This window comes from Micromonospora sp. NPDC051227 (assembly GCF_044455385.1).
Lineage (GTDB): Bacteria > Actinomycetota > Actinomycetes > Mycobacteriales > Micromonosporaceae > Micromonospora.
This window is the reverse complement of sequence record NZ_JBITET010000004.1, coordinates 205,470-225,955: the sequence shown is the minus strand read 5'-3', so window position 1 is coordinate 225,955 and position 20,486 is coordinate 205,470. Positions and strand designations below refer to the sequence as shown.

Below are 20,486 nucleotides of genomic sequence, written 5' to 3'. Positions count from 1 at the left end.
CCACCGCGGGAGCAGCTCATGACGATGTGGCACGTCAGCACCGTGCTGTCGACGCTGCCCGGTGACGGTTACCGAGCGGAAGGTCCCCAGGCGGGCCGGCCCGACTGACGCGTACCCGTACGCGCTGAGCCGCCCCGTCCGACAGCCGGACCGGGCGGCTTCTCGCTGTCCGTCCCCATCGCCTTGTTCGTCGTCGCCTTGTTCGTCATCAGCACGGAGGGAGATCCCGGTGGACGCCGTCCTCGTCATCAACGCCGACCTCGGCCCGCTGCACCGGGTCACTGTCCAACACGCCGTCCGCATGCTCTGCCGTCGGGTGGCCGAGATCCACGAGGCCGAGCCGGACCGGGTGATCGGGATCTTCCCGATGCCCCGGGTGGTGCGGCTGGTCCGCTTCGTGGTCACCCGGTGGAGGTTCAACTCCGGGCCGGCCTGGTCGCGCGCCGGTGTGCTGCGCCGCGACGGCCGGTGCTGCGCGTACTGCGGTGGCCCGGCCTCCACCATCGACCACATCCTGCCCCGCTCGCGCGGCGGCCGGAACACCTGGCGGAACACCACCGCCGCCTGCTACGCCTGCAACCAGCGCAAGGGGGACCGGACGCCAGCGGAGGCGGGCATGCCGCTGCGCCGTGAGCCGGTGAACCCGGGCTGGGCGGCGCTGGCCGGGCGGTGACGGACCGGCCGGCGGGAACGGGGGGCCGCGTCCCGGGTACGTCCCGGGCGCGGCACCCGCCGGCCCCCGATCAGGCGGCGCGTTCCTTGACCTTCGACTTCAGCTGACCATTGGGGCACTGCACCCGGATCTCGCTGCTGTGCTCCGCGGAGGTCAGCTCGACCACGATCTGCTGCGCCGGCCCCGGGTCGTACTCCTCGACCCGGAAATCGGGCGCGAGCACCACAGTGAGCACCTCGACCGACTTTCCCACGCAGCGAGCGGTGACCGTCCCGCCGCGCGCGTCGACGGGTACGCCGGCGGCAGAGGTGGGAGTCGGCGCGGTCGGGGTCGGGGTTGGGGGCGGGCCAGAAGTGGCGCTCGTCGGGCCCGGGACCACTGTCCCGCCCGGAGCGGCCGGGGGGCTGATCCGGGTAGCGGGTGCGCTGTTCCTGGTCGGCGGCACCGCGGACGGTCCGGCATCGGCCGCGTCGGACGACTCCTCGGTGCGGGGCATCCCCACCGTGGTGGTGCCCGGGCCGCTGCCGGGCGGCTCGGCGCTCTGTCCCTGTCGACGATTGCTGAAGTCGCCGAGCGACCCGGCAAGCGCCACCGCGGCGATCACGGCTCCGCCGACAGTCAGAATGGCTCGCCCTCGACGCCACGGCCCGCGCCTCGTCCGCACCGCGGAATCGCCGGTAGGCCCGGTGTCGGTCGGCTCCTTGCCGGTCGGCTCCTTGCCGGTCGGCTCCTTGCCGGTCGGCTCCTTGCCGGTCGGCTCGGCGACGTTTGTCGCCGGTTGGGCGGCAACGGCAGCCGTCTCGGAGGCGGCGCCGCTCGCGGCGGTGAGCAGGATGCGGGCCGCGTCGGCGGCGGACGGCCGGTCGACGGGGTCGCCGGCCAGGCACCAGCGGTAGAGCCGGTGCACCTCGGGCGGTACGCCGTCGATCGGGGGCAGCGGGTCCGGCTCGACGTGCGTGTGCGCGCGGAGCATTCCGGTCTGCGTCTCGGCGGGCCACGGCAACCGGCCGGTGAGCACCCGGTACAGCAGCAGGCCGAGGGCGTACACGTCGCTGGCCGGCAGCACCTCACCGGCCTGCAACCGTTCCGGCGCCAGGTACGCCGGCGTGCCCAGCAGCCGCCCCTCGAAGTCGATCTCCGGTGCGCCGGCGGCTGCCGCGATGCCGAAGTCGAGCACCTTCGCGCCGGTCGGCGTGAGCATGACGTTGCCCGGCTTGATGTCGCGGTGCACCAACCCCTGCTCATGTGCGGCGCTGAGGGCCGAGGCCACCTCGGCGCACACCCGCAGACCGGCGCGCGGCGGCAACGGCCCGGCCACCAACCGGTGTTCGAGGGTGTGACCGCCGAGCAACTCCATCACCACGAACGGGACCTGGACACCGTCCAGCGCCGACTCGCCGTAGTCGTAGACGCTTGTGACGTGGGGATGCGACAGCCGGGCCGCGGCCTTTGCCTCGCCCCGGATCCGCTGTGGGGCGTTGGTGTCCGAGGCGACCAGCACCTTCACCGCCACGTCCCGTTCGAGCACCTCGTCGTACGCCCGGTGCACCACCGACATGCCCCCACTGCCAAGGCGCTCCAGGAGCCGGTAGCGGCCCGCAAGCAACTGATCACGCTGCACGACGGACAGCCTGCCGTACCGGCCTGAGAACCGGGTACCCGGGATCGAAATATCGCGATGAGCGGGAACGGTTTGCGGCTACCGTCCGCTCAGATCCGGATGGGCGCGCAGGAACGCCTCGCCCCGGCGGGCGTTTCGCAGGACCGACACGGTCAGCACCGCCCAGATCACGAGCAGCAACCCGCCGATCACCGCGAAGAACGGCGCGAACCCCAGGAATGCCTGACCGACGCTCGTCATCGCCAACCCGGCGACCAGCACCACGAACCAGCGCTGGTCGACGAACTGTCGGGCGGTCTCCACGATGAGGGCCGGGTCTTCGTCGGCCTCGGGTGTGCCGCGTCGAACCTGCCGTGCCAGCCGCCGACGGTGCGACCAGCTCAAGGCCAGCAACGGGGACTGTCGGGCCGCCCGGTAGCGCCCGGTGCGTACGACCCAGACGACAGCAGCCACCTCGACGATGACTCCGAGAATCACCAGAACACGTCCGACGTTACTGGCCCAGCCCGGCGGCTCACCGTCGAAGATGCCGGTGTTCTGACCACCCATCGCGACACCGACCGCGAGCGCTCCGACCACGGCAGGCAGCAACACGAAACCAAGGATCAGACGGAGGCGCCGTTGTTTCCGCCCGGCCCGGTCCGGATTCATCCCTGTCTCGTCCATGGTGGTCCCCCTATCACCGCGTGGAGCGGATCTACCCATCGACGACAGCGGCCAAAACGCTTGCCAACCGACGGCCGAGTGGTCGAGGTTGCCGAATCCTGCGGTGAGCCGCGCTAGTCGTGCGACTCATGCTCTTCCAGCTCCGGATGCTCGCGCAGGAACGCCTCGCCCCGGCGCGCGTTACGAAGGGAGAACGCGACGGCACCGACGCCCAGCGACGCCAGTATGGCGAAGAGACCGGTGAACAGCGGTGTGAAGTTCAGCAGCGCCTGACCAGATCCCGTGATCACGAAACCGACCATGATCAGCATCTGCCCACGTTGGTTGATCATCATCCGCGCGGTGGCCCGGAGTAGTCCGAAGTCCGCATCGTCCTGGGGCACGCCCCGCCTGACCTGTTGCTGCAGCCTGCGGCTGTCGGACGGGCTCAGCCGCCGCAGCGACGACTCGCGGTCGGCGCAGAACCGGCCGCTGCGCACCAGCCAGATGATCGTGGCGATCGTCAGGGCGAGCCCGGCGAGTTGCAGGACGCCGCCGAGAGTGTTCACCCAGGCCGGCGGGTCGCCGTCGAGGATGCCGGCGTCGCGGCCAACCACGACCGCGCCGACGATGACGGCAGCCGCCAGAATCGGCAGCAGCACTACGAACATCAACCGTCGACGATTGCGGCTCTGCGGTGAAGTCGACATCTCCATGAAGGCCCCCGCCCCTGTTTGGTCCCGGGATACCCATCGATGGTCGTACGACAAACGCGAGCAGCTGCCTTTGCGCCCAAGGCCGGCAGGATTCAACATCGGCTCGGGTGGCTCTGCAGTTGTCATGACACCCGCAGTAGCCGAGGCGCTCAGGCGTCGGTCGGTGGCCGCCAGGCAAAGCGGGGCTGTCGGCGTTCGGTCATCGCCGCGACCCCCTCCCGGGCCTCGCCGGTCGTCGTCACCTTCCGGTGCCACCAGGCGATCCGCGCGGGCTCGGCCCGCTCCTCGATGATCTCCTTCGCGGCGGCGATGCTCAGCGGCGACCGCTGGGCGATCGTCGCGGTCAGTTCGTCCACCCGTGCGGCGAGCCGGTCGGCCGGCAGCACCTCGTCGACCAGACCGATCCGCAGAGCGCGCTCGGCGTCGATCATCTCGGCGGTGAACAGCAGATGCTTGGCGGCGGACGGGCCGACCAGCCGGGCCAGCCGGCGCGTCGTCGGTGCCGGATAGACCAGCCCGAGCCGGGCCGGCGGTACGCCGAAACGGGAGTCGTCAGCGGCGATCCGCAGGTCGCAGGCGACAGCGAGTTGAGCCCCACCGCCGACGCAGGCGCCCCCGATTGCCGCGATTGTCGGCTTGGCGAACCGGGCCAGCCGTTCCTCGGCGGCCACCGCGATGCTGGCGTCACCGGCGTCCAGCAACTCGGCCAGGTCGCCGAGGTCGGCACCCGCGCAGAAGGCGTCGCCGGCGCCGGTGAGCACCAACGCCCGTACGTCGGGGTCGGGCTCCAGCCGGTCGAGCAGTTCGGGGAGCTGACGCCACATGGCGGCGGTCATCGCGTTGCGCCGGGCCGGGTTGCTGATGACAACGGTGGCGACCGGCCCGGCCACCTCGACGGTCAACTCCGCGTCCGACACGTCCGCTCCTTCCCGCGCCACCTGGAGCGACGCCACCAATCTGGCCGCCGACGCCGCGCGCCGGTGCGGCGACCATAACGGCGCAGCCCGCTTCCGGTCGGACGGGGGGAACCAACGGTTGGGGTCGCGCGTCCGACGAAGATGAAACCCGCATCGACGACCGCCGTCACGGTCGCGCTCCTGGCCGCGCTCCTGACCGGTTGCACCAGCGTCGACCGAGCCCCCACCACCACCCCGACCCAGCCCTCGGCCACCACGGCTACCGGCCCGGCCGCCCCGGCCACCGGCACCTCGCAGCCGACCACCGCCCCCACGGTCAGCGTCGGGGCCAGCGGTGTGGCCCCCCGAGTGACGTTGCGAATCTCCGGCGGCTTCGCCGGGCGCGGGGACTCCATCGTCGTCGAACCGGATGGCCAGTGGACTGTGACGGACCGGGCCGGCAGCCGGCGCAACGGCCGGCTCACCCCTGCCGATCAGGGCATCCTGGCCGGGCTGGCCGCCGACCCCCGGCTCGCCACCGAGGCGCGACAGCCGACCACCGCGACCAACTGCTCGGACGTGATGCACTACCGCCTCACCGTGGCCAGCAACGACACCGGGTACGCCGACTGCCCGGCCGACGGGACCCCGCCGACGGCAACCCAGGCGGTGGTCAAGCTGCTCCTGCGGGTCACCGAGTCCTACGTCAGATAGTCCCGGGGCAGGCCAGTTCCCCGCAGCTCCGGCGGTAGGTGGGCCACGTCGTTGACGGCGATCAGACTCGGCGGACCGGCTGCGCTGTACCGGATGACGGTCAGCCCTGCGTTGTGCGAGTTCAAGCCCAGCCACCGCCACTCCGGCGCGTCGAGGGCGTGCCGCACCAGCCAGGCGATCAGGAAGCTGTGCGTCACGACAAGCTCGCGGACCGGTTCGCCGCCGGCGGGTCCCTCGGCGACCGGGCCGGCGAACCGCCGCACCGCGTCCGCCGTCACTCGCGGCCCGTCGACCCGCTCGGCCACCGAGAACTGCGTCAGGAATTCGGCGTACGCGGGCGGCAGGCCAGCCGGATCCGTGTCGTGTGGGAGGTGGTCTCCGGCCAGCTCCGTCTCGTACACCGGAACGTCGGGCAGCGACTTGGCGACCAGCTCGGCGGTCTGCGCGGCCCGGCGCAGCGGCCCGTGGTGTACGGCGGCGAACCGGCGGGCCCGCAGGCGTTCGCCGAGCAGGGTGGCCTGCCGCCGGCCGCGCTCCGACAGGCCGGTATCCGGTTCGCCGACATCCGACCCACTCGGCTCGGAGAGATCCTGCTCGGCGTGTCGGGTCAGGTACAGCAACCGGGTCACCATGGCGCTCACCTCAACACACCGGGAGGTACGAGTTCGACCCCGCACCTCCCGGTCCTGCGGCCGTCGGCTCAGTCGACCCGACCGGACGCCGCCCGCGCGAAGGTGACCGACACCCACAGCCAGCCGGCCGTCACCGCCAGGCCGAACGCCACCATCACGGCCGGAGCCGGCCGGGCGATCAGCGTCACCCAGGCCGCCGCGAAGAACATCCCGGTCACCAGGCTGTACGCGGCTCGACCGCGCGCCCCCTGCCGGGCGGCCCGACGGGCGGCCACCACCGTCGCCACGATCAGCGACACGAAGGCGACCGCCGCCACCAGGAAGTGCAGGCCCCCGTGCCAACTGATCTCACCGGCGCCCCGAGGCGTACCGGCCGGGAACCCGTCGGCCGGGTCGGCGCTGAAGATCGCCGCCCCGACCAGGCCCAGGCCGTACAGCGCGAGCAGTCGGGGCAGCCAGACCGATCCGCTGCCTTCGCCGGTACGGCGGCGCAACGTTTGGGCGGCCAGCACACAGAGCACCCCGGTGACCAGGAACGTGACGATCTGAATCCAGCCCAGCTCGCCGGTGCTCAACACGCTGACCGGGTGGCGACGAAGGTCGAAGCCGTCCCGGGTCGCCGCCTGCACTATCGCCGAGCCGACGAAGATCGGGCCGGCGAACACCCCGCCGATCAACAGCAGGCGGTCCCGACCGACGGCGGTCGGTCGTACCACGGGAAACGCCGCGGCCTGGCTCATCGCCCGCCCCCTACGCCCGGGGGAACATCTGGCCGATGCGGATCCGGTTGCCGAACGGGTCCCGGATGCCGAAGTCGATCCCGTACGGGCGCTCGGTCGGCTCGTCGGTGATCTCGACGCCCTTCGCCACAAGATCCTCGTGCGTCTTGCGGGCGTCGTCAGTGGTCATGAAGAGGTACCCGCCGAGGGCACCCTTGGTGAGCAGCTCCCGGACCTGCTCGGCGGTGGCCGGGTCCAGCGCGGGCGGGCCCGGCTTCTCCAACAGGATCTCGCGCTCCGGGTCGCCGGGCAGGTTGACAGTGAGCCACCGCATGAAGCCGAGGTCCTGGTCGGTGTTGACCTCCATGCCGAGCTTGTTGACGTAGAAGTCAAGCGCGGCGTCCTGGTCGAGGACGTAGATCTGGGAGCGGCTGATCGCGTTCATCGTCATGCCCATGACGCTAGAGGTAGACCGTGACCTGCGGCTTATCCAAAACTGCTGGGTCGGGTCCAGGCTTTGGTGAAGCACGACGGCACGTTGGCCGGCGCGACGCGTTGACGCCGGAAATCCGAGGGCGACTTTCCGACGATCTGCCGGAACGTCCGGCTGAACGTGCCCAGGCTGCCGAAGCCGACGGCGTAGCAGATGTCCGTCACGTCCCGGTCGGTCTCCACCAGCAACGACATCGCCCGCTCCACCCGGCGGCGTTGCAGGTAGCGGTGCGGGGTCTCACCGAAGGTGGCCCGGAAGGTACGGATGAAGTGCGCCTGCGAGACGTGCGCGATCCTGGCCAACGCGGGAATGTCCAGAGGCTCGGCGTACGCCCGGTCCATCGCGTCCCGGGCGCGCAGCATCGCCCGGTTCGACTCCTCCACCGCCCGACTCATCGGCCCCTGTCCCGCTCGGCGCTGCTCCGGCCCCCAGGTTAGCGCCGGACGCTCCGTCGTCTGGTCGGCGAGACAGGCGATCTCGTGCCGGCACCCCTGCCTACCGGTGCGCCAGGAGTGACACGAGCCCTACCCGCCACTCTTCGCCGTCGTGGCTCGTCACGTTCTGGTGAGCGCCGCCCTACAGGGTCTTGAGGGCGTCGAAGTCGCCCCGCATCCGGTTCTGGAGGTAGATGAAGTTGGCCACCACCATCTCAACGACTTCCTTGAATATCATCGTCTGCTTGAACACCAGGTCGTAGGTGCCAACGATCACGTCCCACACGGTGCTGACAATCTCCCAGAGGGTCGACAGGAACGTCTTCCGAAGACGGGTGGTCATCGTCAATTTCGGGCCGTCGCTCGGGCTCAGTTCCACCTTGATCGAGGTAATCCAGCCCTGGTCCGGCCGTACGTGACTATCGGTGCCAATCACGATCCGGCTTCCCGCCGACGGGTCTTTCCCGCCGGTGACCGAGACCGTGCTCTGGAAACGGCGCTTCTTCGGGTCGAAGGCGCCCGTGCCGGCGCCTTCTGCCCTTCGGGCAGGCCGCCGCGCACCGCGTACCGGTGCGCAACCCCTGCGACCGCTGGAGTCCCGCGACCAGCTCGCCGCGGACGTCGGGCGTCGGAGACGGCGCGGCGGTGGTGGCCTGGACCGGTTTCTCGGCGCGCGTGGGCTCCGTCTCAGGAGTGCATCCGGCAGTCACGAGCAGACCGGCGGTCAAGCCCAGCACGAGCACTGTGGTGCTCTCAGAGCTTGCGCTCCACACCGGCAGCCAGTACGCCGCGCACGGCCGGATGCATCTCGGCCCTCCGTCGCCCGCCGCGTTGGCCTTCGGCACCGGTCTCATCGCCGGATTCGGCCACACCCTGCCCTCCGCCGTCGTCGTAGACGTAGGACTGGTCGACGGCTGCTGGGCCGTGATCGAGGCAAACGCCGCATGGGCCAGCGGCACCTACGTAGCGGAGCCAGACCTGGTGCTCGACGTCGTCCTCCGAGCGGCCAGCCCAACAGCTTCAGTCACCGCCCGCGACCAACAGTTCGTCCGACGGCCTCGGCTGACCATTGACGGTCACCACCGGAACCAGGCAAGGCGTCCGAGACGGGCTACCCACCGGACGTCATGCCCTCGTGAGTGCCGTTGCGGTCAACCGGTCGACTCGTGGCAGCGCCACTCGGGAAAGGTCTGATGTAATTGGAGCCCCCGGCCGGGATCGAACCGGCGACATCTCGCTTACAAGGCGAGTGCTCTGGCCAGCTGAGCTACAGGGGCGCGTGCGTCGAGGTCAGCATAGCGACTGACGTCCGGTAATCCCGATCGCGAGGCCTCCCGAGCACGGGAATCGTCAACATCCCGACGCAGACGCCTTTCACACGGCGTCGATTGATGTCTGACCGTGCCTGAGTGACCGGAATGCGTAGCCCGCCTGATGGGCTGGGCGGCCCCCCGCCTTGGCAGCACGGGTAAACGCGTTTACGGTTCACTGACACGGACGACGACCGGGCGCCCCCGCGACCGGGCCGCCGTCCGCTGAACCGGCACGGACACGTGCCGGTTGCTCCTTCACTCGGATCGTCCGGCACGTTCCTGCCGGTGAAAGGAAGCGCTTCACCATGGCTACGGTCACCTATTCCAAGGCGTCCCGGGTCTACCCGGGCCAAGAGCGTCCCGCCGTCAACGAGCTGGACCTCGAGATCGGCGACGGGGAGTTCCTCGTCCTGGTCGGCCCCTCCGGTTGCGGTAAGTCCACCAGCCTGCGGATGCTCGCCGGCCTGGAGGACGTGGACGCCGGTTCGATCTACATCGACCAGCGTGACGTCACCCACCTCCCCCCGAAGGCCCGCGACATCGCGATGGTCTTCCAGAACTACGCCCTCTACCCGCACATGACGGTGTACGAGAACATGGCGTTCGCCCTCAAGCTGCGCAAGACCTCCAAGTCGGAGATCGACCGTCGGGTCAAGGAGGCGGCCGCGCTGCTCCAGCTGGAGGAGTACCTCGGCCGTAAGCCGAAGGCGCTCTCCGGTGGTCAGCGTCAGCGTGTCGCGATGGGCCGGGCGATCGTCCGCGAGCCGCAGGTCTTCCTCATGGACGAGCCGCTGTCGAACCTCGACGCCAAGCTCCGCGTGCAGACCCGTACCCAGATCGCGTCCCTGCAGGCCAAGCTGGGCGTCACCACCGTCTACGTCACGCACGACCAGGTCGAGGCCATGACCATGGGTCACCGGGTCGCGGTGCTGCTCGACGGTGTCCTTCAGCAGGTGGACACCCCGCGGGCACTCTACGACACCCCGGCCAACGTGTTCGTCGCCGGCTTCATGGGCTCACCCGCCATGAACATCAAGACCGTTGCGCTGAACGAGCGGGGTGCCGAGTTCGCCGAGCTGCAGATCCCGCTGACCCGCGAGCAGGTCGAGGCGGCCCGCGCCGAGGGTGGCGACGGCAAGGTCACCGTGGGCTTCCGCCCGGAGGACTGCGAGCTGGTCAGCCCGACCGAGGGCGGCATGCCGGTCGTGGTCGAGCTGGTCGAGGACCTCGGCTCGGACGCGAACGTCTACGGCCACGCCGCGCTGGGTGGCAACTCGGAGCGCTTCGTCGTCCGCACCGACCGGCGCAACATGCCGAACATGGGTGACACCGTGTTCGTCAAGCCAGTTGTCGGTCGCAGCCACTTCTTCCACGCCGCCACGGGTAGCCGGATCTGACGTAACGCCGTACCGACAGGGGCGGTCCGCTTCGGCGGGCCGCCCCTTCGTCGTACCGAAATTGGCTCTTCACCCTGCCTGGGCGCCTGACGACGAAGGCCCCCTCCCGCGCTCAGCGGAAGGGGGCCTTCGGTCGACGTGCGCTACTGCTCGACGGAGCGCCGGCGGGCGACCTCGGCCAGGGCGACCGCCGCCGCCACGCTGGCGTTGAGCGACTCGACCTCGGAGATCATCGGGATGCTGACGGTCAGGTCGCAGGTCTCCCCGACCAGGCGGGAAAGACCGCGCCCCTCGGAACCGACCACCACCACCAGCGGACCGACAGCGGCCTCCAGGTTGTAGAGGTCGGTGTCGCCGTCGGCATCCAGGCCGACGACCATGAAGCCGGCGTCGCGGCACGCCTTCAGCGACCGGGTCAGGTTGGTCACCTGCGCGACCGGCACCCGCGCGGCCGCGCCGGCACTGGTCCGCCAGGCGGTCGCGGTGATCCCGGCGGCACGACGCTCGGGTACGAAGACACCCTGCGCGCCGAACGCGGCAGCCGACCGGATCACGGCGCCCAGGTTGCGCGGATCGGTGACACCGTCCAGCGCGACCAGCAGCGGGGCCTGCTGCTCCAGGGCAGCGGCGACCATGTCCTCGAACGGCTGGTACGCGAAGGGAGGCACCTGCAAGCCGACGCCCTGGTGCAGCACCCCGCCGGTCATCCGGTCCAATTCGGCGCGGCTGATCTCCAGGTTGGCGATGCCCCGGTCGGCGGCGGTCCGGATGATCTCGTTGATCCGGTCGTCCATGTCGATGCCCTGGGCCGTGTAGAGCGCCGTCGCCGGCACGTTGGCGCGCAGCGCCTCCAGCACCGGGTTACGCCCGACCAGCAGCTCCGGGGTGTCCTTGGACGGGTTGGACTTGCGCCCCGGCGTGACGCGGGGACCGGACCGCCCGGTGGGCTTGCCGCCCCGTCCGCCGGTGGCAGCGCCCCGGCCGACCGGTACGCCCCGACCGCCGCCCCGACCCCAGGTGGTGTCCTTGCTGCCGGGCTGACCGATCTTCGGGGCGCGCCCCTCCTCGGCCGCCGCGCGGCGCTCCTTGTCCTGCTTCCAGGCGGTGCGCTGGGGCAGCTTCTCGGTGCCCGAGTAGCCCTTGTGCCACGGCCGCTCGTCCGCGGGCAGGGTGCGACCCCGCCCGGCCAACGAGTCCTTGTTCTTGCCGCCGGTGCCCTTGGGGGCGCCTGCCTTCGACGTCAGTCGCCGGCCACGGCGCTGCGAGTTGCCGGCCATCAGTCCTGCTCTCCAATAGTCCAACGGGGGCCCTGGGGGGTGTCCTCGACCACCACGCCGGCCAGCTTGAGCTGGTCACGCACGGCGTCCGCGGCGGCCCAGTCCTTGCGGCCCCGCGCCTGCGCACGCTGCTCCAGGGCCAGCGCGATCAGGGAGTCCACCACGGCACGAAGATCGTCCGATCGGCCGCCACCGGTCCAGGCCGGGTCGAGGGGGTCGATCCCGAGAATATCCAGCATTGCCCGCACCACGGCCATCGTGGTGCGGACGGTCACATCGTCGCCGACGCTCAGCGCGGTGTTGCCGTCCCGAATGTGCTGTTGCAGCACGGCCAGCGCGGCGGACGTGTTGAGGTCGTCGTCCATCGCCGCGACGAAGCCGGCGGGCAGCTCACCGAGCTGCCCGGCACCGACCCGCTCGGCGGCCCGCTGCACGAAACCCTCGATCCGCCGGTACGCGGTGGCCGCGTCGCGCAGCGAATCCTCCGAGTAGTCGATCACCGAGCGGTAGTGCGCGGCGGCGTAGTAGTAGCGCAGCTCCACCGGCCGCACCCCGAGCGAGTCCACGTACGCCAGGCCCAGCGCGTTGCCGGCGGACTTGCCCATCTTGGCCCCGCCGATGCTCAGCAGCCCGTGGTGCACCCAGTACCGGGCGAACGGCAACCCGGCCGCCTTGGACTGGGCGATCTCGTTCTCGTGGTGCGGGAACGTCAGATCCAGGCCACCGCCGTGGATGTCGAACTCCGGGCCGAGATAGCGCCAGCACATCGCCGAGCACTCGATGTGCCAGCCGGGACGGCCCAGCCCCCACGGCGAAGGCCAGTAGGCGTCCGCCGGCTCGTCCGGTTTGGCACCCTTCCACAGCGCGAAGTCGCGCGGATCCCGCTTGCCCCGATCCGGGGCGTCCCCGGCCGACTGCATCGCGTCCGGAGACTGACCCGACAGCGACCCGTACGCCGGCCAGGACGTTACGTCGAAGTAGACGTCGCCGGAGCCGTCACTCGCCGGGTACGCGTGCCCGTCGGCGATCAACTTCGTGATCAGCTCATGCATCTCGGGGATGTGCCCGGTGGCGCGCGGCTCGTAGGTGGGCGCCAGCACGTTCAACGACCGGTACGACTCGGCGAGCAGCAGCTCGTTGGCGTACGCGATCGACCAGAACGGTCGGCCCTGCTCACCCGCCTTGACCAGGATCTTGTCGTCGATGTCGGTCAGATTGCGAATGAAGGTGACCTCGTAGCCGGCGGCCAACAACCAACGACGCAGGACGTCATAGTTGACGCCGGAGCGAAGGTGACCGATGTGCGGCGGTGCCTGAAGGGTGAGACCACACAGGTAGACCCCCACCTTGCCGGCTTCCCGCGGGACGAAGTCCCGCACCGATCGGGTGGCGGTGTCATACAGGCGTAGCGTCACCGTACAAGGGTAGCTGTCCGTGCCTGTCCGGGTCCGCCGGTGCCGGGTCGTACGCTGCCAGGCGTGGATGCGACCGCACGCTCCGGTGGCTCCGGTGACCCGCCAGCCAACCCCACCGCCCCCGCCGACCCGTCCTTCGAGCGGGCTTCCGGGCCGACCGACGCAACATTCGGATCGTCCGGCGCAGGTGGAGTGCGGGCCGACGTGCCCTTCGGGCGGGCCTCCGGCTCAGCCGACGCGCCCGTCGGGCGGGCCTCCGGTTCAGCCGACGCGGCCTTCGGGCGGACTGAGGCTGGTGCGGGGCGGGCCGACGCGGTTGCGGGGCGGGGCGGGGAGACGTCGCAGACGCTGGACCGGGGGTTGCGGCTGCTGCACCTGGTCGCTGACGCCTCCGGCGGTCTGACCGTCACCGAAGCCGCGAGTCGGCTCGGCATCGGCCGGGCGGCCGTCTACCGGCTGGTCAGTGCGCTGACCGGGCACGGCATGCTGCGCCGCGACGGAGACGGTCGGCTGCGCCTCGGTGCCGGGTTGCTGCACCTGGCCCGACGGGCCCAGCCGCTGCTCGCCGAGGGTGCGCTGCCCGCGCTACGTCGCCTCGCCGAGCAGGCCGGCGCGACCGCACATCTGACCGTCGTCGACGGTGGCGAGGGCGTCGCCCTGGCCGTGGTCGAGCCGAGCTGGACGTCGTTCCACGTCGCGTACCGGGCCGGGGCACGGCATCCACTGGACCTGGGAGCGGCCGGTCGGGCGATCCTGGCCGGTCGCGCCGGGGTGGCCGAGCCGGTGAGTAGCAGCGGAGAGTTGCAGGCCGGGGCGTACGGGGTGGCCGCACCGGTGCTCGGCGTACCCGGCCTGGAGGCCAGCGTCGGCGTGGTCGCGCTCGCCCCGCTGGACGTCGACACGATCGGCCCCGAGGTGTTGGCCGCCGCCCGAGCCATCACCACCGCCCTCAGCTGACCCCTACCGCCGCCCCCACCCCACCGCCCCGCGCCGCCCTGCCCCCACCGCCCCCGCCGCCCTGCCCCCGTGGCTTGATCGACTCGGGTTCACGGAAGTCGCGGTATCCCGAGGCCGGTGACCGCCCGACTTTCAGAAAGGCGAGTGGATCAGCGCCCGTCGACGGCTCCGATGCCTGATTGGTCGGTCGTTCTGGCCGCTGCCATAGCACGATCGGCAGGCGGATTCGTTGTTGTCCACAGGTACAGCGGCATGCGCGGGCCGGGTTTTCCACAGGGGTTTCGGTGGCCAGTCGGTGGTCGGCAGGCTTCTCGGCATGCCCCCACGTCCGCATCGCCCCGATGCCCTGGCCTGGCAGGTCTTCCGCGGCTCCGACGCTGTCCGGGACGGCCTGCTCACCGAACATCAGCTGCGCAACTCTGCCTGGGTGCGGTTGCGCCACGACATCTACGCCGACTCGCGGCTGGACCGTGATCACGCCCTCGCGTGTCGCGCCGCCCTCCTCCGGCTACCGCCCGGCGTGGTGGTAGGCGGCCCGTCGGCCGCCTACCTGCACGGCGTCCAACACGCCGCGAGCTTTACCGACGATGTGCACGTCCTCGTGCCCCGACCGCTGCGGATCGGCCCACAGCGTGGCCTCCGCGTGCACGTCAACGCCATCACCCCGATCACGGCGAGCGAGACCCTCGAGCTGGCCGCGCCATCCACACGACGACCATCAGGCCGGCCACCGAACGCGAGCCGTCCGCCGACCCGAGGACATCAGTCGGCCGCAATCCGACCGCCGGACACAGGACGACCGTCGAGCGCTGGAACTCCACATGATGCAGCGCGACCTACGGGAGTGGACCGCCCACCTACCGGCGGAATGTCACCACGCCCAGCACGGCGCCTGTCCCGCCCGGCCACGGTGTCCGTCGGAGCAGGGGGCATGGTGGTGGCTGGCCGAGGCGATGGGTGGGCGGCGGCCAGCCCGCCCAGGCCCACGGGGCAAGACCTCCCAATCCCCCGATCCGACCCCGGCCGGGCCGCGTGGGAGACGGCTGTCTGGCTCGACCCGGTCCGGGCGGTCGCCATCGTCGACTCGCTGCTCGGGCAAGGGCTGGCCGATCGCGAGACCTTGGCCGCCATGGCTGCTCACAATGCTGACCGGCCGGGTGCGCGCCGAGCACGCTGGGTGTTCGACCTGGCCGACGGCGGAGCCGAGTCTCCGCCGGAGTCAGAGCTACGTGTGCGGTTGGTGTTGGGTGGGCTGCCGCGCCCAGCGGTTCAACATCCGGTACGCCTGCCCACCGGCATTGTTCTGCACCCCGATCTGGCCTGGCCGCGATATCGGGTAGCGGTGGAGTACGACGGGAAGTGGCACTCCGACGTAGAGCAGCTGCACCGCGACCGCCGTCGGCTGAATCAGCTGGTCGCCGCGGGTTGGCTGGTCCTGCACGTGACCAGCCGCCGGCTGCACGGCGAGTTCCCGTCGGTGCTCCGAGAGGTGCGCGACGCGCTGGTCAGCCGCGGCTGGCGGCAGGGATCGTCCAGATGACCAGGATCAACTCGGGTTCCTGGAAACCGCGCCATCCTTCAGACACCAACACCGCGCTTTCAAGGAAACCGAGTCGATCATGACTGGTACCGGACGACGGCCGGTGACAACAGGCCCGGACGAGCCGGGGCCCGGTCGACGAGGTGTCGACCGGGCCCCGGAGGACGGTGGCGGTTGGGCCACCGCAGTGCGATGTGCGCTACGGGCGGGCGTTCGGCTTGAGCGGGGTCTTCACCGCCGCGTAGGCGTCGACGATCCCGTAGCCGTAGAAGCCGTTGAAGTTGACCCCCCCGGCGCAGTACGCGTCGTAGGTCTCGTCCCGGCCCTCGTTGCGGTACTGCTGGAGGCGCGGCTCCGGGCACGCGTGCTCGGCGGCCGTGCGGTAGAGGTGCTGCTCGACCTGGTCCGGCGACATCCCGAAGCCAGTCCGACCCTGCGCCTTGCCGTGCCGGCTGACGATCAGCGCGGCGACACCGGCGGCGTGCGGGGACGCCATCGAGGTGCCCTGGAGGTACGTGTAGTAGCCGCACTCACCGTTGGTTTTGCACTGCTTGAAGACCTCGTTGGCGATCCGGGGGTCGATGTTGCCATCGGCGTCCACCCGTGGGTCGGGGATGGTCGCCGAGATCGGCTCCTCCTGGAGCACCTTCAGCGGGTACGTGGAGAGGATCATGTTGGCCGGGGTGCGGTGGGTGTCGGTGCCGAAACCGTCCCGGAACCAACCGCCCGGCGCGGCGACCGAGATCTGCTCGGTGCCGTAGTTGGAGAAGTCCGACTTCTTGCCGGACGGGCCGACCGACGACACACCGATCACGTGCGGGCCCTCGGTGGGGAGGTCCCAGCAGCTCTCGTTGTCGATCGGGCGGTCATACGGGGCGGCGCCGTAGTCGGGGCTGGTGACGTCGGTGCGGGGTGCACCCAGGTCCTCGTTGTTGTTGCCGAGCGCACCGACGAGGGTCACGCCCTTGTTGTGCGCGAAGATCAGCGCGCGCTTCATCGCCTTGATGATGGCCCGTTGCTCGGCCTGGTCCTCGGGCGAGTCGGCCGGGTTGGCGGTGCAGTTGTAGAGCCACGGGTCGACATAGAACGACATGTTGACCACGTCGATCCCGGACCGGCCGGCGTAGACCAGGGCGTTGACCACCGGGTCGAGGAAGAAGTAGCCGGAGTCCTGGCCACCCTTGAGCTCGACCAGCGAGACGTTCGGGGCGACGCCGGAGAGACCGAAGCCGTTGGCCGCGGCGCCGATGGTGCCGGCCACGTGGGTGCCGTGCCCGCCGTCGTCGGTGCCGACCGGGTCGAGGCAGCTCGGCACCTCGCAGGGGCCGTCCACATCGGTCAGGTCGGGCGCGAAGTTGCGCGACAGCGACCAGTTGAAGTTCGGCGCGATGTCCGGGTTGCTGGCGTCGACGCCGGTGTCCAGTACGCCGACGGTCACCCGACGGTCGCCCGGCTCGATCTTGCGGGCCTTGTCGGCCCGGATCATCTCCAGGCCCCACAGCTTGTCATCGAGCGGATCGAGCTTGGCGCCCTTCCTGGCAGCACCGGCAGCACCGGCACGAGCACCGGCAGCGGCCAGCAGGTGCTCCTGCTCGACCCGGTCCAGCTTCGGCTTGCGGCCGATGGCCTTCTGCTCGGCGGCGCCGATCAGCGTCGGCGCGGCGGTCGCCCGGGACGCGAAGTCGGCCCGGTCGCTGCTGACCTGGAACATGCCGACCTCATCGGACCGGGACACCACCGTGCCGCCAGCTGCCCGGATCGCGGCGACGGCCGTGTCGGTGGCGACGCCATCCTCGGCGACGACGGTGAAGGTCCTGGAGTTGCTCGGCGCGGCGTTGGCCGGCACACCCAACCCCGTAGCCGTAAGTGCCAGCACAGCCGCGGTCGCGACCGTACGGGCGGTGAAGCGCTTGCTCACCACATCGGATCCTCTCGTTGAGGGACGTGGCAGCCATCACACAACAACGATCCGGATTACGCCAGTTGAGCGCCCGTTATGGCCGTGAATCCCGCCAGTTCGAGCCGCACCCCGGCCGCACAGACACAGGCCGCACAGACACAGGCCGCACAGACACAGGCCGCACAGACACCCGCACCGGCCGCCTCGGCCTACACACCTACCGCGTGGACACCCAGATTCGCCAGCGCGGCCGGCAGGTCGGCCATGCTGGAAACTTCGGCGTCGGGTGGGCATCCGAGAGGGCGAGGCAGGCCGAGCCGGTTCAGCCACACCGATCGCAGGCCGGCCCGCCGAGGCGCCACCACGTCGTGCTCCCACGAGTCGCCGACGTACACGATCTGCCCGGCTGGCACCCCGGCCGCCGCGACCACCGCAGCGTAGAACTCCGGGGCCGGCTTCTTGGGCAGGCCGTTCTCGTGCGCGTACAGCTCGAAGGCGAACTCGCCGGCGAGCCCGCACCGTTCGGCGCGGCTGTTGCCGTTGGTGGCGAAACCCAGCGTGTACCGGCCGCGCAGCGTGGCCAGCGCCGGTGGTACGTCCGGAAACGGTCGGGTGAGAGCGAAGCGCTGGGCGAAGAAGAGGTCCGCGATCTCGTCCAGGTGGTGGGCCAGCGCGGCGCGGGCCAGCGACCGTGCCAGTGCGGCGCGCCGGATCTCCGCCACCGGGGCGGCCTTCAGCTCGCCGAAGACCGCGCCCCAGTCCGACTCCAGTTCGGCGAGCGTCACCCCGGCCGCCGCAGTTGTGCGTCGCCGCATCTCGTCAAGGACCGCCACCAGCCCGCCGGTGACGGCTGGACGCAGGTCCAACAGCGTCTCGTCAGCGTCGAACACCACAGTGGTCAGCACAACACCCACCCTCTCACCGCCCGCAGAACTCACCGACCGCCAAACCTCACCGACCGTCCAGCGCCGGCTCGGGCTCGGGCGTGACCGGCGCGGGCGTCGAGGGTGATCCGCGCAGCTCGTCGAGGCGTACCAGGGCGACGCCGGCGACGATCAGCGCACCGCCGAACAACTGCCAGCCGGTGGGCAGCTCGTTCAGGAACAGCCAGGCGATCAGCACCGCGAAGAGCACCTCGGTCAGCCCGATGAACGACGACAGGCGGGGCCCGAGGATCCGGGTGCCGGCGATGCCGGCGAGGTACGCGATGACGGCGGCCACCAGCGACAGCCCGGCAATGGGCACCAACCAGCTGGTGGGCTGCCCGGCGAAGGTGACCTCGCCGAAGGTGGCGTGCAGCGGCAGCAGCCCGGTCAGCCCGATGAGGAGCAGCATGGCGGCGCCGACGGCCATTCCGCCGCTGGCCATGGCGACCGAGGGCAACCGGGGGTCGACCCGGCCGGCGAGCACGAAGTATCCGGCCAGGCCGAACGCCGCGCCCAGCCCCCAGAGCACGCCCACCGGGTGGAAGTCGGCGGTGCCGGCGAGGTCGAGCACGAACGCCAGCCCGGCCAGCGCGGCCACCGACCCGGCGATGGTGAGTCGGCGGGGCGGCTGCCCGTGCCGCAGCCACATCCAGGCCACGACGAGGATGATGCCCAGGTATTCCAGCAGCAGCGCGACACCGACCGGCAGGTAGCGCACGGCGTTGAAGAAGCACACCTGCGCCAGCCCCACCCCGAGGAGCCCGAACAGCCCGATGGCGGTGGCGTTGCTCCGCAGCACGTCCCATTTGCCGCGCAGCGACAGCACGGCGGGGATCGCCAGCACCAGGGCGGCCACGCCGACGCGGGCGATCACCGCGGACTCGGCTGACCAGCCGGCCTCGATGAGCGAACGGGCGAAGGTTCCGGAGGTGGCGAAGGTGACTGCGGCGAGCAGCGCCAACCCGAGGCCGGCAGCAGATCGTGAGTGCATGTCGCGCTCCTCGGGATGGGCACCGTGTCATGAGCAAACTATCCTTGTACTGATGACGCTAGGCGGAAGCCGTGACAGGAGTCAAGTTGCTATTCGCTCATGACACCGAGTGCTCGCTGATCGCCGCCGCGGCGCTGGTCAACACCGCGGGTCGGGACGGTGAGTTGTTGCCCGACATCGCGGCGCTGGACGCGTTCTTCGTCCGCTACTCCTACAGCGGCCGGCACGAGCACACCGAGGCCGAGCTGCGCGCCGTCCGGGAGCTGCGGCCCCAACTGCGCCGTATCTGGTACGCCGAACCACCCGAGATCGTCGCGGTGGTCAACGGCCTGCTGCTGGAACACAAGGCGCTGCCCCAGCTCATCGAGCACGACGACGAGCCGTACCACCTGCACGCCGTTCCCCGCGACGCGCCGCTGGCCACCCGGATCGCGGTCGAAGCGGCCATGGCGATGGCCGACCTGGTCCGTACCGGCGAGCTGAGCCGGCTGCGGATCTGCGAATACCCGGACTGCGACAACGTCGTCGTCGACCTGTCCCGCAACCGGTCCCGGCGGTTCTGCGAGGCCGGCTGCGGCAACCGCGCCGCGGTGACCGCCTACCGCGCCCGCCGGGCCGCCGGCCGTTCCTGACCGACTGTCGCCCACTCCTCCGCCCGCACCTCGTACTCCACCTCGCCCTGCTCGGTGCCCGGGATCGGATCGTCCCACTTGAGGTGGAAGGTCCGCACGTAGTGCAGCCCGGCCTTCACCATCACCCGCCGGGAGCGTTCGTTGACAGCCATCGTCTCGGCCCAGACCCGACGCACCCCGACGGTGTCGAAGGCGTACCGAACCAGCGCCCGAGACCCCTCGGTGGCCAGCCCTCGCCCCCACGTCGAGCGGCGCAGCCGGTAGCCCAACTCGGCCTCAATACCGTTCTCCGACGGGTCCAGCGCGAACCAACCCAGGAACTCGCCGGACTGCCGATCGTGCGCCGCCCACCGGCCCAGCCCGGGATACCTGTCGTACTGGGCCAGCAGCCTCGGCAACTGCTCGTCGCGCACGGTCGCCAGCGGGGTCGCAACGCCACCGGTGAGGAAACGCATCACCTCGGGGTCGCTGTCCAACTCGACCAGCGCGTCCACGTCGGCCATGGTCAGCCGCCGCAACCGCAGCCGCTCGGTCCCCGCCGGCACACCCGCGCCATCGTCACCCATGGCCCGGATCATCCGTCCTGCTCAGGGCC

Annotated in this window: 22 protein-coding genes and 1 tRNA gene; 7 read left to right on the top strand and 16 right to left on the bottom strand. The window is 70.8% G+C overall.

Going from position 1 to position 20,486, the window contains the following annotated elements; translation table 11 throughout:
- Positions 1-229: 229 nt before the first annotated feature.
- On the top strand, positions 230-673 hold the full coding sequence (locus ACIA47_RS12485; RefSeq protein ID WP_396707639.1) for an HNH endonuclease: 444 nt from the start codon (positions 230-232) through the stop codon (positions 671-673).
- Between the two features lie 70 nt (positions 674-743).
- Here ACIA47_RS12485 and ACIA47_RS12480 read toward each other — a convergent pair whose 3' ends face one another.
- The 4 genes from ACIA47_RS12480 to ACIA47_RS12465 form a co-directional block, all read right to left on the bottom strand.
- On the bottom strand, positions 744-2,294 hold the full coding sequence (locus ACIA47_RS12480; RefSeq protein ID WP_396707637.1) for a serine/threonine-protein kinase: 1,551 nt from the start codon (positions 2,292-2,294) through the stop codon (positions 744-746).
- A 78-nt stretch (positions 2,295-2,372) separates the two neighbouring features.
- Positions 2,373-2,888, bottom strand: coding sequence for a hypothetical protein (locus ACIA47_RS12475; RefSeq protein ID WP_203123281.1), 516 nt, complete (start codon positions 2,886-2,888; stop codon positions 2,373-2,375).
- Positions 2,889-3,073: 185 nt separating this feature from the next.
- The gene (locus ACIA47_RS12470) at positions 3,074-3,781 is read right to left on the bottom strand and encodes a hypothetical protein (protein WP_396707635.1); all 708 of its coding nucleotides are present in this window, start codon (positions 3,779-3,781) and stop codon (positions 3,074-3,076) included.
- A 23-nt stretch (positions 3,782-3,804) separates the two neighbouring features.
- Positions 3,805-4,572: an enoyl-CoA hydratase/isomerase family protein gene (locus tag ACIA47_RS12465; RefSeq protein WP_396707633.1), complete on the bottom strand. Its 768-nt coding sequence runs from the start codon at positions 4,570-4,572 to the stop codon at positions 3,805-3,807.
- Positions 4,573-4,713: 141 nt separating this feature from the next.
- Between ACIA47_RS12465 and ACIA47_RS12460 the strand changes: the two genes are divergently transcribed.
- Positions 4,714-5,265, top strand: a complete 552-nt coding sequence (locus ACIA47_RS12460) for a hypothetical protein (protein WP_396707631.1) — start codon at positions 4,714-4,716, stop codon at positions 5,263-5,265.
- Here the strand turns inward: ACIA47_RS12460 and ACIA47_RS12455 are convergent.
- The 5 genes from ACIA47_RS12455 to ACIA47_RS12435 all read right to left on the bottom strand — a co-directional run bounded on the left by ACIA47_RS12455 (position 5,253) and on the right by ACIA47_RS12435 (position 7,886).
- Entirely contained in the window at positions 5,253-5,897 is a 645-nt protein-coding gene (locus ACIA47_RS12455; RefSeq protein ID WP_396707630.1) for a histidine phosphatase family protein, read from the bottom strand. The genes ACIA47_RS12460 and ACIA47_RS12455 overlap by 13 nt on opposite strands.
- A 68-nt stretch (positions 5,898-5,965) precedes the next feature.
- A complete protein-coding gene (locus tag ACIA47_RS12450) occupies positions 5,966-6,637 on the bottom strand; it encodes a DUF998 domain-containing protein (RefSeq protein ID WP_396707628.1) in 672 nt (223 codons plus the stop codon).
- Between the two features lie 10 nt (positions 6,638-6,647).
- The gene (locus ACIA47_RS12445; RefSeq protein WP_088952055.1) at positions 6,648-7,067 is read right to left on the bottom strand and encodes a VOC family protein; all 420 of its coding nucleotides are present in this window, start codon (positions 7,065-7,067) and stop codon (positions 6,648-6,650) included.
- Positions 7,068-7,102: 35 nt separating this feature from the next.
- Positions 7,103-7,504, bottom strand: coding sequence for a helix-turn-helix domain-containing protein (locus tag ACIA47_RS12440; RefSeq protein ID WP_396707626.1), 402 nt, complete (start codon positions 7,502-7,504; stop codon positions 7,103-7,105).
- A gap of 181 nt (positions 7,505-7,685) precedes the next feature.
- Positions 7,686-7,886, bottom strand: coding sequence for a hypothetical protein (locus ACIA47_RS12435; protein WP_396707624.1), 201 nt, complete (start codon positions 7,884-7,886; stop codon positions 7,686-7,688).
- A 227-nt stretch (positions 7,887-8,113) separates the two neighbouring features.
- Here ACIA47_RS12435 and ACIA47_RS12430 point away from each other — a divergent pair, with 227 nt between their 5' ends.
- Positions 8,114-8,737 carry an ATP-grasp domain-containing protein gene (locus ACIA47_RS12430; protein WP_396707622.1) on the top strand — a complete coding sequence of 208 codons (624 nt, stop codon included), beginning with the start codon at positions 8,114-8,116 and terminating at the stop codon, positions 8,735-8,737.
- A gap of 6 nt (positions 8,738-8,743) precedes the next feature.
- Here ACIA47_RS12430 and ACIA47_RS12425 read toward each other — a convergent pair.
- Positions 8,744-8,820 (bottom strand) — tRNA-Thr (locus ACIA47_RS12425).
- A gap of 341 nt (positions 8,821-9,161) precedes the next feature.
- Here ACIA47_RS12425 and ACIA47_RS12420 point away from each other — a divergent pair.
- Entirely contained in the window at positions 9,162-10,253 is a 1,092-nt protein-coding gene (locus ACIA47_RS12420) for a sn-glycerol-3-phosphate ABC transporter ATP-binding protein UgpC (RefSeq protein WP_203123262.1), read from the top strand.
- A 143-nt stretch (positions 10,254-10,396) separates the two neighbouring features.
- On the opposite strand, the gene rlmB is transcribed toward ACIA47_RS12420, so the two are convergent.
- Together rlmB and cysS are read right to left on the bottom strand one after the other, a co-directional pair.
- Complete coding sequence (gene rlmB, locus ACIA47_RS12415; protein ID WP_112582882.1) at positions 10,397-11,530, bottom strand: 23S rRNA (guanosine(2251)-2'-O)-methyltransferase RlmB; 1,134 nt, start codon at positions 11,528-11,530, stop codon at positions 10,397-10,399.
- The gene (gene cysS / locus ACIA47_RS12410; protein WP_396707619.1) at positions 11,530-12,945 is read right to left on the bottom strand and encodes a cysteine--tRNA ligase; all 1,416 of its coding nucleotides are present in this window, start codon (positions 12,943-12,945) and stop codon (positions 11,530-11,532) included. Before cysS ends, rlmB begins: the two co-directional genes overlap by 1 nt.
- A gap of 348 nt (positions 12,946-13,293) precedes the next feature.
- Here cysS and ACIA47_RS12405 point away from each other — a divergent pair, with 348 nt between their 5' ends.
- Together ACIA47_RS12405 and ACIA47_RS12400 are read left to right on the top strand one after the other, a co-directional pair.
- Positions 13,294-13,902 carry an IclR family transcriptional regulator gene (locus tag ACIA47_RS12405; protein WP_396708222.1) on the top strand — a complete coding sequence of 203 codons (609 nt, stop codon included), beginning with the start codon at positions 13,294-13,296 and terminating at the stop codon, positions 13,900-13,902.
- 1,129 nt (positions 13,903-15,031) lie between these two features.
- On the top strand, positions 15,032-15,442 hold the full coding sequence (locus tag ACIA47_RS12400) for an endonuclease domain-containing protein (protein ID WP_396707617.1): 411 nt from the start codon (positions 15,032-15,034) through the stop codon (positions 15,440-15,442).
- A gap of 199 nt (positions 15,443-15,641) precedes the next feature.
- Here ACIA47_RS12400 and ACIA47_RS12395 read toward each other — a convergent pair whose 3' ends face one another.
- From ACIA47_RS12395 to ACIA47_RS12385, 3 genes are all read right to left on the bottom strand, one after another.
- Complete coding sequence (locus tag ACIA47_RS12395; protein ID WP_396707615.1) at positions 15,642-17,360, bottom strand: S8 family serine peptidase; 1,719 nt, start codon at positions 17,358-17,360, stop codon at positions 15,642-15,644.
- A gap of 191 nt (positions 17,361-17,551) precedes the next feature.
- Positions 17,552-18,247 carry an HAD family hydrolase gene (locus ACIA47_RS12390; protein ID WP_396708220.1) on the bottom strand — a complete coding sequence of 232 codons (696 nt, stop codon included), beginning with the start codon at positions 18,245-18,247 and terminating at the stop codon, positions 17,552-17,554.
- Between the two features lie 46 nt (positions 18,248-18,293).
- Positions 18,294-19,259: an EamA family transporter gene (locus ACIA47_RS12385; protein WP_396707613.1), complete on the bottom strand. Its 966-nt coding sequence runs from the start codon at positions 19,257-19,259 to the stop codon at positions 18,294-18,296.
- An 86-nt stretch (positions 19,260-19,345) separates the two neighbouring features.
- On the opposite strand from ACIA47_RS12385, the gene ACIA47_RS12380 reads away from it, so the two are divergent.
- A complete protein-coding gene (locus tag ACIA47_RS12380; protein ID WP_396707611.1) occupies positions 19,346-19,891 on the top strand; it encodes a CGNR zinc finger domain-containing protein in 546 nt (181 codons plus the stop codon).
- Here the strand turns inward: ACIA47_RS12380 and ACIA47_RS12375 are convergent.
- On the bottom strand, positions 19,858-20,457 hold the full coding sequence (locus ACIA47_RS12375; RefSeq protein WP_396707609.1) for a GNAT family N-acetyltransferase: 600 nt from the start codon (positions 20,455-20,457) through the stop codon (positions 19,858-19,860). The two genes, ACIA47_RS12380 and ACIA47_RS12375, sit on opposite strands and share 34 nt — an antisense overlap.
- Between the last annotated feature and the right edge of the window lie 29 nt (positions 20,458-20,486).